Origin of the sequence: Pseudoalteromonas sp. SG44-17 (assembly GCF_014164235.1) — a bacterium.
Classification (GTDB): domain Bacteria; phylum Pseudomonadota; class Gammaproteobacteria; order Enterobacterales; family Alteromonadaceae; genus Pseudoalteromonas; species Pseudoalteromonas rhizosphaerae.
In genome coordinates, this window is record NZ_JACJEV010000057.1 from 1 (window position 1) to 15,340 (window position 15,340).

The 15,340-nt window shown below is 33.9% G+C and carries 13 protein-coding genes and 1 pseudogene; all 14 read right to left on the reverse strand.

What is annotated here, in order from left to right:
• Positions 1 to 103: 103 nt before the first annotated feature.
• Positions 104 to 451 (reverse strand): four helix bundle protein, encoded by a 348-nt coding sequence (locus H5182_RS21370; RefSeq protein WP_182732652.1) that lies wholly within the window; start codon positions 449 to 451, stop codon positions 104 to 106.
• 622 nt (positions 452 to 1,073) lie between these two features.
• The gene (locus H5182_RS21375; RefSeq protein WP_182760592.1) at positions 1,074 to 2,240 is read right to left on the reverse strand and encodes a nucleotide sugar dehydrogenase; all 1,167 of its coding nucleotides are present in this window, start codon (positions 2,238 to 2,240) and stop codon (positions 1,074 to 1,076) included.
• A gap of 327 nt (positions 2,241 to 2,567) precedes the next feature.
• On the reverse strand, positions 2,568 to 3,644 hold the full coding sequence (gene wecA / locus H5182_RS21380; RefSeq protein WP_182760593.1) for a UDP-N-acetylglucosamine--undecaprenyl-phosphate N-acetylglucosaminephosphotransferase: 1,077 nt from the start codon (positions 3,642 to 3,644) through the stop codon (positions 2,568 to 2,570).
• Between the two features lie 103 nt (positions 3,645 to 3,747).
• Positions 3,748 to 4,155: a WbuC family cupin fold metalloprotein gene (locus tag H5182_RS21385; protein ID WP_182760594.1), complete on the reverse strand. Its 408-nt coding sequence runs from the start codon at positions 4,153 to 4,155 to the stop codon at positions 3,748 to 3,750.
• Positions 4,155 to 5,357 (reverse strand): glycosyltransferase family 4 protein, encoded by a 1,203-nt coding sequence (locus H5182_RS21390; protein WP_182760603.1) that lies wholly within the window; start codon positions 5,355 to 5,357, stop codon positions 4,155 to 4,157. The genes H5182_RS21385 and H5182_RS21390 overlap by 1 nt, the downstream gene beginning before the upstream one ends.
• Positions 5,357 to 6,487 (reverse strand): non-hydrolyzing UDP-N-acetylglucosamine 2-epimerase, encoded by a 1,131-nt coding sequence (gene wecB / locus H5182_RS21395; protein WP_182760595.1) that lies wholly within the window; start codon positions 6,485 to 6,487, stop codon positions 5,357 to 5,359. The genes H5182_RS21390 and wecB overlap by 1 nt, the downstream gene beginning before the upstream one ends.
• A 2-nt stretch (positions 6,488 to 6,489) precedes the next feature.
• Positions 6,490 to 7,596, reverse strand: coding sequence for a UDP-2-acetamido-2,6-beta-L-arabino-hexul-4-ose reductase (locus H5182_RS21400; protein WP_182760596.1), 1,107 nt, complete (start codon positions 7,594 to 7,596; stop codon positions 6,490 to 6,492).
• A gap of 2 nt (positions 7,597 to 7,598) precedes the next feature.
• Entirely contained in the window at positions 7,599 to 8,636 is a 1,038-nt protein-coding gene (locus H5182_RS21405) for a polysaccharide biosynthesis protein (protein ID WP_182760597.1), read from the reverse strand.
• The gene (locus tag H5182_RS21410; RefSeq protein WP_182760598.1) at positions 8,629 to 9,774 is read right to left on the reverse strand and encodes a glycosyltransferase; all 1,146 of its coding nucleotides are present in this window, start codon (positions 9,772 to 9,774) and stop codon (positions 8,629 to 8,631) included. Before H5182_RS21410 ends, H5182_RS21405 begins: the two co-directional genes overlap by 8 nt.
• A 136-nt stretch (positions 9,775 to 9,910) precedes the next feature.
• Positions 9,911 to 11,131, reverse strand: coding sequence for an O-antigen ligase family protein (locus H5182_RS22560; protein ID WP_220497121.1), 1,221 nt, complete (start codon positions 11,129 to 11,131; stop codon positions 9,911 to 9,913).
• Positions 11,132 to 11,149: 18 nt separating this feature from the next.
• Positions 11,150 to 12,202 carry a glycosyltransferase gene (locus H5182_RS21420; RefSeq protein ID WP_182760600.1) on the reverse strand — a complete coding sequence of 351 codons (1,053 nt, stop codon included), beginning with the start codon at positions 12,200 to 12,202 and terminating at the stop codon, positions 11,150 to 11,152.
• Positions 12,203 to 12,246: 44 nt separating this feature from the next.
• Positions 12,247 to 12,750 carry a DapH/DapD/GlmU-related protein gene (locus tag H5182_RS21425; RefSeq protein ID WP_182760601.1) on the reverse strand — a complete coding sequence of 168 codons (504 nt, stop codon included), beginning with the start codon at positions 12,748 to 12,750 and terminating at the stop codon, positions 12,247 to 12,249.
• Positions 12,747 to 14,054, reverse strand: coding sequence for a hypothetical protein (locus tag H5182_RS21430; RefSeq protein ID WP_182760602.1), 1,308 nt, complete (start codon positions 14,052 to 14,054; stop codon positions 12,747 to 12,749). The genes H5182_RS21425 and H5182_RS21430 overlap by 4 nt, the downstream gene beginning before the upstream one ends.
• Before the next feature lie 26 nt (positions 14,055 to 14,080).
• Positions 14,081 to 15,211 (reverse strand): annotated as a pseudogene (locus H5182_RS21435) (nucleotide sugar dehydrogenase); the annotation flags it as partial.
• Positions 15,212 to 15,340: the final 129 nt, after the last annotated feature.

Genomic DNA, 15,340 nt, shown 5'->3' on the forward strand with positions numbered 1-15,340 from the left:
TTAGGTTTTAGGTTTTAGGTTTTAGGTTTTAGGTTTTAGGTTTTATCAAAAATAACTATAAAATCAGTGTGGGTAATTAAAAAACTTAAACAATTTAAACGTCTCAGATTCGTTCTTTAATTTTAGAGATTAAGCTCGACAGCATTTTTGATAACTCAGATGTTTCACACAGCCAAAGTTGACCGATATTCGAATCAATATAGTTTATATCAATACCTATATAAATTTGTGTTCTAGCTTCAGCTAAAGAAGAACGAGCAATATCTAAAAAGCGCACTTTTTCTTTATCGCTATCTCGTGTCATTCCCTCAGCAATATTACTAGGTACAGACAATCCGGCACGTGTTAACTGATCTCGAAAACCAAAATCTTTTGTTATTGTTGAATTTTTATAGATATCTGCACTTAAACGAGCAGCTCGTTTCCACACTTCTAAGCTTTCAAAGTTCATCATGTCTATTATCCTTAACAGTAATTTATTTTGAGCTTAGTTTTTATTTAATAAAATACAACCTTAAATTTTTTGCTCTTAATATCTACCTAACACCTAATACCTAACACCTAATACCTAACACCTAATACCTAACACCTAACACCTAACACCTAACACCTAACACCTTTAACCTTTTCGCGGTGGCAAGCCACTCGCCTACACGTAATTAAACACCTGAATACAATTTAACACTGTAGGCGTTAAGCTTGCTGACGCGTGTTCATTAATATCTTTGTGAATAAATCAATTAAACAATTTTTACCACCAAGAGCACCGAGGCGCTTCGCGCTACACCGAGAAAGTAAAGTTAAGCCTAACACCTAGCCACTTCCCTAGAACCTTTAAAATCTTTCGCGGCTGAAGCCGGCTCCTACGATAAATTTACCCCCTGTAGGAAGTGGCTTTAGCCATGAGTTTTATAAACCGCGCGGCATAAAGCCCCGCCTACTCTTAACCCTAACAGTTTAATCTCTACCTAAAACCTAAAACCTAAAACCTAACACCTAACACCTAGTACCTTTGTCTTCCTAGCACTTAGTCACTTCCCTAGCACCTAATCCCTTCAGCCTTTCACGATTATTTAATCACTACCAAATAAATCTCGCGTATAAACTTTATCAGCTACATCTGTTAACTCTTCCATCATACGGTTTGAAACCACGACATCTGAAAGTTGTTTAAACTCATTGAGATCTTTTATAACACGTGAATTGAAAAATGCTTCATCTTTTAAAGCGGGCTCATACACTACAACTTCAATCCCCTTAGCTTTAATGCGCTTCATGATGCCTTGAATAGCAGATGCTCTAAAGTTATCTGAGCCGGCCTTCATAACTAAGCGGTATACACCGACAATTTTAGGATTGCGTTTAATGATTGAGTTAGCAATAAAATCCTTACGAGTTTTATTAGCATCAACAATTGCCCTAATCATATTATTCGGCACTACTTGGTAGTTAGCTAAAAGCTGCTTGGTATCTTTTGGTAAACAATAACCGCCATAACCAAATGAAGGATTATTATAATGACTACCAATACGCGGGTCTAAACCTACACCTTGTATAATTTGTTTAGCATTTAAGCCATGGCTCTCAGCATAGCTATCAAGCTCATTAAAATAAGCAACACGCATTGCAAGATAGGTATTTGAGAATAACTTGATTGCTTCGGCTTCTGTTGAATCTGTAAACAGAATCTCAATATCTTGCTTTATCGCACCTTGCGCCAGTAAATTAGCAAACGTTTTTGCGCGTTCACTTTGCTCACCAACAATAATACGTGATGGGTGTAAATTATCATAAAGCGCTTTACCTTCACGTAAAAATTCTGGTGAAAATATTATGTTATCAGTGCCAAACTTCTCTTTAACTGACTGCGTGTAGCCAACTGGCACAGTTGACTTAATAACCATAGTCGCCGTTGGGTTAATTCTCATTACATCTTTAATAACCGACTCAACACTATTGGTATTAAAATAGTTTGTTTGAGGATCATAATCGGTAGGAGTAGCAATAATTACAAACTCAGCACCAACCAGAGCAGACTCTTTATTTGTGGTCGCGGTAAAATTTAATTGCTTGTTTTGTAAAAAATCACTTATTTCAACGTCAACAATTGGCGATAATTTATCTCTTAATAGATCAATCTTTCTTACATCAATATCAAACGCTACAACTTCGTTATTTTTCGCAAGCAACACAGCGTTCGATAAGCCGACATAACCCGTTCCAATTACAGAAATTTTCATAAAATCTGTAGCCTAACTGGATCTTGAGTACCAATGACAAACTTTACAGGTCACTCAAGAGCAATAATTTAGTGTCTTCAAAATAACTGCTGAAGATTAAAAAATTGCTACAGTTAGATGTAATTTATGATATTGGGGTCTTAGTGATTCGCACAAAACCTAAACTTATAAATTAAGTCAGGTAGCATTATTGTACAAAACGTAGGAAGTGGCTTTAGCCATGAATTTTATAAACCGTGCGGGATAAAGCCCCACCTACAAGATTCTATAAATAAATTTAACACCTAACTACTTTTAATAGACCACTACTATTTGATATATCTTAGTTTATTTAGTCGTTGAGTATTCTTTTTCAGGTAATGCTAATTTCCGCCTAAAAAAGTTCATTACTTTGCAGTAATTTATAAGTATCAGTAAATAAAGACCAAATAGAGTAATAAAACCATAGAACATTAAAAACTCGGGTACCAAAAAGACTTCGCCAATTATACCTACACTAGCAAACAATGTAGCAACAGAGCATATTAAAATAAGGGTTTGTGTTGAGCTGCAACCTAAGCGCTGGCATATATGGTGTAAGTGCTCACGATCAGGATTAAATGGTGATTTACCTTGTTTAATACGGCGTATCATTATTGCAGCCATATCCATTAAAGGTACCGCAATTAGCCATAGGGCAGTTACTGGGCGAATCATCGCGTTGCCAGGAGCTTGGCTTGCCCCAATAAGTAACCATATAACAGTGAAGCCGATCATCATACTGCCTGCATCACCCATAAATACTTTACGTTCACGCCCTGTTAGGCCAAGGTTCATAATAATATATGGCACCATGCATACAACTAATAGTAAACATAAATAACTGAGGCTTTGCTCACCTGTAAACCAAAGTAAAATACCAATACTCGCAAAAGTCACTAGTGATAAGCCACCTAATAAGCCATCAATGCCGTCAACCATGTTAAACGCGTTAATACAGCCTATTACAGCAAATATGGTTACCACAGCACCTAGCATGCCAAGTTCTATAATACCAAAACCGAGTAAGTCACCTAGCGTGTGCAGTTCTGTATTAGCAAAGTAAATCATTGCAACAGAAATTAACGCCTGGACTAACATGCGTATTTTTACACTTAAATCAAAGCGATCGTCCAAAGCACCTACCGCTGTTAACCCGCAAATACATAACATATATAAGTTAGCATGGTTAATCATACCCGGGTGTGTATAAATATAGTTAACTATAGTAATACAAATTGCCACACCACCTACTAATGGCACATTACCCGTATGCATTTTTCGCCCTGACGGCTTATCTACAAGGCCCACTCTTCGAGCAACTTTGCGCATTAAAAATAAAATTGCAAAGGCTATAAAAAAGGTGAGGAATAAATCTATAAACATAGTAGTTCCATTAGTAAATTTAATATTTTAATCCATAAAAGTATTGTTAAAAAACAGCTACTTACAGAACCAAATAAGTAACATTAAAATAAAGAATAACAGTTCAATCATTTTCTAATAGCGTTTTTGCATATTCTTCAATGAAAGGGCCTTCTTTTATTTCTAACATTAGCACCTTACCTGATATACATTCTACACTGTGTATATCGCCCGGTTTAAATTCAATGCATTGTATATCTTGTGCATCCCCCACTAAAAAAGACCTTATTACCGAACCATCTTTATTATGTAGTGTTACTTTTAATACCCCACTTTGCACTATAAACATTTCCCATTGATGGGCTAACGCATGGTAGTGTGGCTCTACATAACTTCCTTTAAGTAGGGCTATATATAACCTTTGTACTTTATCGTCAAAGCTAGTGTGTAAGTTTAAGTGAGCTCTTTTTCTCGGTGATTTGCTGGCCTCGTTAAATAAAAGCCCTATATCATCCTGAGTTATTTTTTTCATTAATGTGCCTTTAACTTTTTAACAATGTTAGCGGCAATAGAAGTAACTGCAAATTCATTTTTTAACAACTCATAAGCTCCGTGGCCAAGCTGTTTTCGTAGGCTGGGATTTTCGTATAGCGCTAATGCATTTTTTAGTAGCTTTTCATCATCACCATTTTCGCTAATAAATCCAGCTTTATTTGAGTTAACCAACGCTTGTAGATCATTGCCACTATTTACACTACCTAAAATAGGCAACGACTGCACCATGTAGCCTAACAACTTACCGGGAAAGTTATGCGCTGTATGTTTAGCAGATAAAGAAAACAACCCTACATCAATACTGGCTAATATATGCTTAAACTCATTTTGATTAACCGAGGGCAGGTAAGTGTAATTTGTTAATTGCCACTGTTTTGCCAGCTGATTAATTAACTCAACTTCGTCGCCCTGACCAATAAATAAAAAATGCGCTTGGCTACAATGCTGCATACTTTTAGCTAAGCGCATTAAGTTTGCCATATCTTGCGCATGACCAATGTTGCCGCCATAAAAGTAAATAACTTTATTTTCTAGTTTTAGCTGCTTACGAATAGAGTTAAGGTTGGTACTAATATTAACAGGTGTTGTATCTGCCCAGTTACGCAGAATTTCTGTGGGGTATTGAGGACCATTGCTTTGTTTAAATACCTCTAAATTTTTTTCTGACATCAAGCCAATAGTGTTTGCTGCTTGGTACGAACGCTGTTCAAAACACTTAAAGTAGCGTGCTATTAAAGAGCCTTGTTTAATCATACCAGCATCTATAACCCATTGAGGAAACAAGTCACGTAACACTAGGTAAGAGTTGCAGTTACAGCGCTGCTTAATATTATTGACTAAACCACTAAAAAATATAGAAGGAGAGTAATAAATTACGCCATCAAAGGTATCCTCGAATACATGGTTTCTAATAGCCGACCAAGCTCTAAATGAGAGTAAGGTTTCGTTAAGCGCTCGCGCTACTTTGCCCACATCTTTAATTGGGCCAGAGCTAAAACGCCAAACCTTTACACCCTCTATGCTTTGCTCAATAAATTTTTGTGCTTGCCCTACAGCAGGTGTAATTACTGTTACATCACTCCCACTTTTAATAAGCTCAAGTGCAAGCTCATGAAACATTTTAGCACCCACGCGGGTGCTATCAGGCAAGTAATCATCAATGATCAAAGCAAGTTTCATCAATATTTTTTCCAGACAACGCGATTTACATAATCCGTATATGAATGAATTATACGTACCACTTTATCCGAGACATTTGGCATACTGTAGTCATACACAGGTCTTAACAACCTTGTAGCACCAGTTGGCTGAGTTTCTAATATCTGCAAAGCTTGCATTATACGTTCTACACCTAAGCCAACCATCATCACAGAGGCTTCTTCCATTCCTTCAGGGCGTTCATGTGCTTCTCGCAAGTTTAATGCCGGGAAGTTCATAATTGAAGACTCTTCGTTTATAGTACCGCTATCAGACAACACAACTTTGGCATTTTTCTGTAAGTGGTTATAATCATGAAAACCTAATGGCTTCAGCAATTGAATGTTCTTATGAAACTCAATACCTTGCGCTTCAATACGATTGCGTGTGCGCGGGTGAGTTGAAATGATAACAGGTAAATTATATTGCTCTGCAATCTTGTTTAAAGACTCAGCAAGCTTAACTAATTGCTTAGGCGAATCTACGTTTTCTTCGCGGTGAGCACTCACTACAAAAAACTCACCTTGCTTAAGCCCTAAGCGGCTTAGCACATCAGATGAATCAATTCTATCCATATAGTAATTAAGCACCTCAAACATAGGGCTGCCCGTTTTTATAACTCGATCAGCAGGTAAGCCTTCAGCTAAAAGATAATCTCGTGCGATTGTACTGTAAGTTAAATTAACATCAGCAGTATGATCTACTATCCTACGGTTAGTTTCCTCAGGCACTCTTTGGTCAAAACAGCGGTTACCCGCTTCCATATGAAATATAGGAACTTTTCTACGTTTCGCTGGTATGGCTGAAATACAAGAGTTTGTATCACCTAATACGAGCATAGCCTCAGGATTTATCTCTTCAAGTACTTGGTCAACTTTAATAATGACTTGACCAATTGTTTCTGCGGCATTTTTACCCGCTGCATTTAAAAAATAGTCAGGTTTTCTTACACCAAGATCATTAAAAAAAACTTCATTTAGTTCAAAGTCATAATTCTGACCTGTGTGAACCAATATATGCTCGCAATGTTCGTCTAGTTTAGCTAAAACACGCGAGAGACGAATAATTTCTGGTCGGGTGCCAACTACCGACATTACTTTAAGCTTTTTCATTGTTAAACCTTATGAGCCACAGTATCTGGTGCTTTTGGATCAAAATTTTCATTTGCCCATAGCATTACAATTAATTCTTCATCACCAATATTGGTTATATCATGAGACCAACCAGGTACGGTTTCAACTATTTCTGGCTTATCACCGTTCGTTATAAGCTCGCTGACTTCATCAGTAACTATATGCCTAAAACCAAATTTAGCCTTGCCTTTAATAACTAAAAACTTTTCAGTTTTACAATGATGATAGTGCCCACCACGCGTTATACCTGGATGCGCTGTAAAGAAAGAAAACTGACCAGAATCTTTCGTTTTTAACATTTCAACAAACATACCACGCGGATCTTCATGCTTAACAACAGAATAGCTGAAGTCCTCAGGCTTTATATAACTGATATAAGTGGCGTAAAGCACCCTATTAAAGCCATCACCTACAGGCTCTGTTACTAATGTTTCACGGCTCTTTTTATAACTATAAAGGGTTTCTGCAAGCTCACCTAAAGTTATTTTAAAGGTAGGTTCAACATCTATATGTAATGTATTTTTTGGTAGATTTGACAATGTATCTAAAAATGAAGTTACAACAGCGCCTATGTGTACTAGGTTAACCTCAGCTTCAGGGTTATTTATTTGAATTGGCAGATCATTCGCAATATTATGACAAAACGTAGCAACTACAGAATTATAATTAGGTTTACACCATTTACCAAACACATTAGGTAGGCGATAAATATAAATACTGTTGCCAGTATCATTGTGTAGTGTTGTTAGATGCGTTTCAGCTATTAACTTACTTTTACCATACGGGTTATCTTGCTCAGCTTGGATAGAGGAAGTATAAACGATAGGAATATTCTTACCAGTTCCCTTAACAAGCTTACATAACTGTAACGTTAAATCAGAGTTACCTTCTTTAAATTCACCTTCGTTTTTTGGCCTATTCACGCCCGCCAAGTGAAATATAAAATCAGCTTTTTCTACACCTTCTTTTAACTCTGATTGTGAAGACTCGCGGCTAAACTCAATTATTTCATATTTATCATTTCGATTTAAACTTACAATTAAATTCTTAGCTATGAACCCAGATGCGCCAGTGATTAATATATTCATATTTACACTCCCTCTGGTACAAATAAATTTCCAGATTCAATCTCGCGCATAAAGTCGAGCTTACGGAGTAGTTGTTTCATACCTTCAACATCCAAACGCTGAGTATTATGTGAATTGTAGTCTTCAATGCTTGAAAGATCTTTTTCACCCTCTTCTGTATATTGAGCATAATTTAAATCACGATTATCAGCAGGTATACGGTAATATTCATCTTGATCCTGTGCAACAAACATTTCCTCACGGCTACATAAAGCTTCAAAAAGCTTTTCGCCATGACGAGTGCCAATTATATTTACTTTGTGCTCTGGTTTGCCAACCATCTCGAGAATAGCTTGTGTTAATACTTCAATAGTCGCTGCTGGCGCTTTTTGTACAAAAATGTCGCCATTTTCACCATGTTCAAAAGCGTGAAGTACTAAGTCAACTGCATCGTCTAATGTCATCATAAATCGTGTCATTGACGGATCAGTTAAAGTAATTGGTGTATTTTCGATAACTTGACGGATAAATAACGGAATAACCGAGCCACGCGAAGCCATGACATTTCCATAACGAGTACCTGAAATTACGGTATTTGTGCCTTCTAAATTACGACTTTTAGCAACAATAACCTTTTCCATCATCGCCTTTGAGATCCCCATTGCATTAATAGGATAAACGGCTTTGTCTGTACTTAAGCATACAACACGACGGACCCCATGAAAGATTGCAGAATCAAGTACATTTTCAGTGCCTAAAACATTAGTTTTTACAGCTTCTAATGGATAAAACTCACACGAAGGCACTTGTTTTAATGCTGCGGCATGAAACACGTAATCAACACCACGCATAGCGGTAGAAATACTTTGTGGATCACGTACATCACCGATATAAAATTTAAGCTTTTCGTTGTTAAATGCTTTACGCATATCATCTTGTTTTTTTTCATCACGAGAGAATATACGTATTTCTTTAATATTTGTATTTAGAAAACGACGTAGTACTGCGTTGCCGAATGACCCTGTACCACCAGTAATTAGTAATATTTTATCTTTAAACATGTTTAACCTTAAATAAATTCAAATATGACTTTCTTAGTTCTGCTGTATTAAACCTATTTCTCATATAGCTTTTTGAATTCTCTTTATAATTTTGCATTTCTTCCTTACTTAACTGAGAAAAATAAATCATTTTTTCAGCAAAAAGCAATGGTATATCTAAGGGTAGATCGAACCCTACACTATAGCATTCTAAATTTAGAAAAGGTGTTCTATTCGATATTAAAACTGGTATTCCTAACGATAAAGCTTCAGCAATAGAGTGTCCAAAATTTTCACTTAAGGTAGATAGGACAAATAGATCATATTTTGGTAGCTCATCCATTAAAATAACATTATCAACTGCACCATGAAATATTACTTCAAGTTCATTTTCGACGATATAATTATTGCATTTAGTGTAGTAGCTATCATCTTCTTTAAGTCCAAACACATCTAATGAAATTTCAGCCCCTCGTTGTTTTGCTATATTTAAAGCTTGTAATATCAAAAATAAATTTTTATGTGGATGAATTCTTGCACTATAAACACATTTAAGTATATTTTTTTCTTTATTATTAACAACTTTCTTTCCCAAATGCCTGAAACTAGGTAGATTCTCACAAAGAACCAATTCATTTTTGAACTTATTATTAATAGAAATACTTTCCTCATCAGAAGTTGAATGGAAAACAACTTCCCTATATAAACCTAGGTAATTTGTGATTTTAATAAACCATTTTTTTTTAAAAAACTTTGATGACAAAGCATCTTTAATCAATTCACCTCTAGGAGCAAGGATAACACGACTGTATTTTAAAATATTAATTCTGATTAAAAGAAGGGGAATTAGAGTGGATCTGATAGAAAAAAAACTATTTAAATATAGTATGTCATCACTCTTACTTATACGAATTAAACTTCTTATATAATTTAATTTCCCTTTTAACTTACACTCATCCAAATATATAACTGATGGATTTTCATACCACACATCACTTGAAACACTTTCTAATACGGCACCATCTAAATCTATATTTTTTGCCAAAATATTAAAATCAAAATCCCCAGACAATAAATTTACTATATTTTCAATACTTCTAATTGGACCTCCAGCTTTAAATGCTGGAGAATAGAAATCGAATGGAACAATTACTTTCATTAAACCTCCACTACATCATTTCATCAGCATAAAATTATACCAACAAGAATTAAAATCATTACTACTTAATAATAAATCATAGATTCAACAAGAAAAGACATTAACAAATAGTTTCTTTTTCATTAACCTTATTGAACTAATTAACAATAAAATCATTCTTTTTAAAGGATAGAAAAAAGTAAAAAACAACCCACACAAAAAAACCAACCCCACCCAAAGAAAAAAGAAAAGCTTCTCCAAAACCAAGTAAAAAAAGCCCTAAAACTGGCATAACTATAAAAATACTCCTTCGTAGTAATATTGTTGCTACAAAGAAGAAAAAGACTCCAATTAATCCAATCAAACCTGACTCTTCAGGAAGAGCGCTCCAAAATACTCCTTTCTCTATCGATGCGTTTAGAGGTAAGTTAAAATAAGCCGACGGGGTTAAATCCATTGGATAATGACCATATTTACCATTTGATACCTGAAAACCAATTCCCGAGAAAGGATTATCCAAAAAGTTTAAAATTGAACCTTCAACAAATCGGAACCTAGAATCAAGAAGAGCTTCAACACCATAACTATTAGCACGGCCTCTTTTAGAGAGAACATCAAGGGTAACATCCATCAAAATATCGTATAACAAAAAAACTGTTACTAAAGCTAAAACACTAAAAACAATCTTGCGATATAAGGTTAACTTTCCAAACATAAAAAAATAAGTTAACAGAAATATCATATTACTTCCCAACGATAATCGAGATTCTGTCATATAAGACATCGCAAAAATAAGAACAATAAAAAAACAACTAGACAAATTGCCACTTACATTTGTACGCCATGAAACCAACTCAAATAACATAAAGTATAATAAATAAATACCAAAAGCCTGAGGATGATTAAAAAAACCTGCAAAACCGGTTTCATTTCTTGGATAACCAGCACCAATAAAAAGTATAAAAACAGATAAACCTAATACAATTCTATTTGTATTTAATATTTTTCTAAAAAGCTCTCTTTTCATAACTTCATCAGCAAAAGTTAGCCTAGAACTTAATAAAGATAGCATTATTATTCCACAAAAAAATGGAATATACTTTAATATTGAAACAACTATATATTCGCTTAAAAAGACAGATGGTATGAGCGAAAACAGCATAATGATTGTTATAATTAGTACATTTTTATCTGTATAGCCTCGTCCAAACAAGCCTAAGAAAAAAATTAAGGCAATGATAACAAAGCAAAAATATATAATAGGGCTTATGCTCCACTCACCCATTACAAGTGGGTTTTTCATATTAAAAATAGACAATAGATAACAGAAAAAAAACATTTTGGAGGAAAGAACCTCAGCTTTTGAATTTATATGCACAGCCTGTAAGCTCCCATATTACTGTTCTTCGCGCGATTTTAATTCATCAATTATATCAAGTAATAACTTTTCGCCAAACTCAACTGTTAGACAACTTGCTTGCTCAACAATATTTATCCTATTTTTTATTTTCAAAGGCATCAACCGCTCCAAAAATGAACTAATGTTTGTCATATTACTAAAATCATAAATATGAATATCAATTTTAGTTCTAATATAATTAACGATTCCAGCAGAATCAGTGACTATAACTGAAACACCTGAAAGCAGTGCTTCCGAAACAACAGAGCCCCAACCTTCTTTTTTACTAGGCAATATTAAATAATCATAACCTCTAAGGACATGAGGTACTAAATCATGACTAATTACACCTTTATAAACCAAAGATTTATTACCTCTGAACGCTTTTTCGATATCTGCAACAGTAACATCTAGTTCTGCACCATATATATCAAGCGAAACGTTTCCACCATTGATCGCAAATACAAGATCAAGTATTTGCTTATTTTTAGATAATGAACCTAAATACAAAAACTTACTATTCTTATTTTCAGTAATATTCTCAGAAAAAGGCCTATCTAAATAATACCCAAAATCATAGGTATTCTTAAAACCGAGTTTTTTAAACATCGTTGCACTACCTTGGCAAAGGAAAGCATCTACAACTCCATTGTAGCTATAAGCCAAATACATATATTTTAATTTACGTAAAAACCCCTTAAAACCTAAGCAGTTAATACTTTCCATTTGAACTATATTTTTAGATTTTGACAACGGCGCAATCATATTTAAACAGTGATTTATGTTACAATATGCATCAATTCCGGAGTATATATTGATGTTATTTTCTCTTTTTAAAAAATCAAAATCGATAGTTTCAAAATCAATTTTTACTAACTCTGCATTACCAAAACTTGGGATACTCCAACCCAAACCTTTTCTTGCTTTAGAAATATCATTATCATAGTACACAGTAACCGGTTTTCTTTCAGCCAACTTCCTGATTAGAGGGGCTTGGTGAATACTTAAGCTATTGAGAAAAAAGTTATATCTAGTAGTGATATTATTCATAAGTCACTCTATCTTTGGTAAATAATTAAATAATGTGTCTGAATTTATATAAGTGTTCTTATTATCTTCGCTGGGACTCCCGCCACAATAACATTCGGGGGAACATTTTTAGTTACAACAGAACCAGCTGCAACAATGGACATTTCACCAACAATGACGCCAGGCAATATGGTTGCATTAACTCCTATCCATACACCGCGACATATCTTTATATCTTGTCCATATCCCTTTCCTGCGACTCTATCACCGCTAATATCGATTTCATGCGTACCTGTGATTATTGTAACCCGAGATGAAATATCACAATTTTCTTCTATGACCACAGTTGTATTATTCGAGCCTATGATTAATGTTTCGTGTCCAATGAAAGTATCACTTCCTATATGTATATTATTTAGCCCTAAAATCTTAACGCTAGATACTATCCTAGCTGTATTGGAGATATTAAAACCAATGATATTTAAAATAAAAGCTTTAAAAGCATACAACCTCGTTGAAGGAATAAGTGACATTAAAAAAAAACATATAACTCTTTTTAATTTCATCATAACTTAACCTTTAATAGCCTATTAATATAAAATGGCGATGTGATATTAAATAAAAAGTAAGCTAAAATAGAGCTAGATGTTAAAACCTCAATAGTTAATACCCCCCCGTTCAATTGCAAAACCACAGCTATTAGCAAAAACTTTAAAAAGCAACCTAGAAAAACCATAGTAAAAACAAACTTAAAGTTATTTATTGCTAATAATAGGTCTGAATGAAAGCTACTCCAAATAATAAAAATCATTAGCAATGCAACCAAGCCTCTTTGCAATATTGATACATGAGGAAACTCACCTATCCATATATAAATAAAGCTATTAAAAAAGAAAATTAGGAGAAGCGAAAAAAATGCAATTAAGAAAATTAATTTATAAAACTTTCTAAAAACACCTTGAATCCACTTAATATCATTTTTTTCAAAAGCATTAGTAAACGAAGACCATAGTGGAGACGTTACAATTGCAACAGGAAAGATAAGTATAGACATTACTTTATAAATTATCTCATATTTACCTACTTCAATCGAATCACCATACTTTAATAAAAGCAACCGATCTAAACCGACAAAAAACAAAAACCCCAATTGGATAAATAAAATTTTAGAGCCTTGGCTAAAAATATTGCGTAGTTTCTTAACTGAAAAATAGTTAATCGAGGGAAGCAGGTTATGGTTATCATAAAAAAATAAAAATGTAGTGAAAATATAGGGTATAGTTATAGATAGCGAAAACACTAAAATAGCAAAAAAAACCCCCCTATCAACGTTTAAATTAATTAAAAGTATCAAACCTAATACGTTAATAAATGATGTCAAAAATAAGTTAAAAGAAACTAATTGACTCTTGTGAGTAGAGAAATTTAACTGATCAACTATAGAAAGTGTAAACTTTACAAAGAAACCAATTAGAAGGACAATCAATATACTCTCTAGATATATATCATCCAGCTTTAAATTGAAGAAATCCTTTAGTTCTAAAGTTCCCATGTAAAAAATTAACAAAAAACACGAAACAACACTTAATATTGTAATTGAAATATATGTTGTACTTATATAGGAGCGAACTTCACTGTATTCATTCCTTGCCATATGTATAGTGACATAATTACGCATACCTTTTGCAATACCCAGATCAAATAAAAACATCCATGCAAACAATGAAGTAAATGCTATATAAACACCAAAATTATCAACACCTAAGTAATTAACTAGCAAACTTGTTAAAGCAAAATTACCGAAAAGTATAAGCAACTTAAAAATAGCAGTTATAAAGACTTGCTTATTTATATTCTTATAGCTATCACTCAAAACCCTAAACACCTTAAGCTTTTAGATTATATTTTATTTAGAACATTCTTAAAGTCTAATATAAACTTTTTTTCAAAATCGATATAGCTATTTTCAAGTTCTTTCATAATTATATCATGAGGTACAGACAAAATACCTACATCATTCTTTCTTATTAATTTAACATCATTAATAATTTTTATTTTATATTCACGGAATACTTCATCAGCATTTACCCACGGATCATAGATTTCCACGTTAAAACCAGATTCAACTAATTTAATAAATAAATCATAAACTTTTGTATTTCTAAAATCAGGGCAGTTTTCTTTAAAAGTAAAGCCCATTAGTAAAACTTTACAATCTATAGGATTTATCTTGTTTTTAATTAACTGACTTATAAATTGAACTTTAATATATTCAGGCATCCCATCATTAATATTTCTAGCCGTTCTTATTAAATCCGGAATATACCCTACAGAACTTGACTTATGTAATAGGTAATATGGATCAACACCAATACAATGACCACCTACTAACCCTGGAAATAACTTCATAAAGTTCCATTTCGTGGCTGCGGCCTCTATTACTTCTTTAGTATTAATTCCCATTAGAGTAAATATTTGATGTAACTCATTAACTAAAGCTATATTTACATCTCGCTGTACATTTTCAATCACTTTTGATGCTTCTGCGACTTTTATTGAGCTTGCTTTGTGTGTGCCAGCTGTAATTACTGATTTATAAAGTTGATCTACTTTTTCAGCAATTTCAAGAGTTGAACCTGAGGTAACTTTTAAAATATTAGTTACTCGGTGATCTTTGTCACCCGGGTTAATACGCTCTGGTGAATAGCCGGCAAAAAAGTCTTGATTAAACTTAAGGCCTGACACTCGCTCTACTACAGGTAAACACTCTTCTTCTGTAGCACCTGGATATACAGTTGACTCATAAATAATAATGTCGTCCTTTTTAACCACTTTACCTAGCATTTCGCTGGCTTTAATAAGCGGTGTTAAATCAGGTTGTTTATGTTCATCAATTGGGGTAGGTACAGTAACGATGTATACATTACAACTTTCAAGGTCTGATAATGTAAAAGAATAATTTAAATATGGTGAATCTTTAAGCTCTTCTTCGCTAACCTCAAGTGTAGAGTCATGACCTGATTGTAATTGTGCCCTAAGTTATTGGCAACAAGCGCTAACAGGGATGGAGTTATTTGAGCTGCCAACGAGTTATCCTCGTGATAAACAAAAAACCTATCAAGGCAAGAGCCAGCACAGTGTTATCGAGACACGGCTGGT

What these genes read in the sequence shown, in the direction of transcription:
- H5182_RS21370 (WP_182732652.1), bottom strand. Translation starts at nt 451, where the DNA reads ATGAACTTTGAAAGCTTAGAAGTGTGGAAACGAGCTGCTCGTTTAAGT.
- H5182_RS21375 (WP_182760592.1), bottom strand. Translation starts at nt 2,240, where the DNA reads ATGAAAATTTCTGTAATTGGAACGGGTTATGTCGGCTTATCGAACGCT.
- wecA (WP_182760593.1), bottom strand. Translation starts at nt 3,644, where the DNA reads ATGTTTATAGATTTATTCCTCACCTTTTTTATAGCCTTTGCAATTTTA.
- H5182_RS21385 (WP_182760594.1), bottom strand. Translation starts at nt 4,155, where the DNA reads ATGAAAAAAATAACTCAGGATGATATAGGGCTTTTATTTAACGAGGCC.
- H5182_RS21390 (WP_182760603.1), bottom strand. Translation starts at nt 5,357, where the DNA reads ATGAAACTTGCTTTGATCATTGATGATTACTTGCCTGATAGCACCCGC.
- wecB (WP_182760595.1), bottom strand. Translation starts at nt 6,487, where the DNA reads ATGAAAAAGCTTAAAGTAATGTCGGTAGTTGGCACCCGACCAGAAATT.
- H5182_RS21400 (WP_182760596.1), bottom strand. Translation starts at nt 7,596, where the DNA reads ATGAATATATTAATCACTGGCGCATCTGGGTTCATAGCTAAGAATTTA.
- H5182_RS21405 (WP_182760597.1), bottom strand. Translation starts at nt 8,636, where the DNA reads ATGTTTAAAGATAAAATATTACTAATTACTGGTGGTACAGGGTCATTC.
- H5182_RS21410 (WP_182760598.1), bottom strand. Translation starts at nt 9,774, where the DNA reads ATGAAAGTAATTGTTCCATTCGATTTCTATTCTCCAGCATTTAAAGCT.
- H5182_RS21420 (WP_182760600.1), bottom strand. Translation starts at nt 12,202, where the DNA reads ATGAATAATATCACTACTAGATATAACTTTTTTCTCAATAGCTTAAGT.
- H5182_RS21425 (WP_182760601.1), bottom strand. Translation starts at nt 12,750, where the DNA reads ATGATGAAATTAAAAAGAGTTATATGTTTTTTTTTAATGTCACTTATT.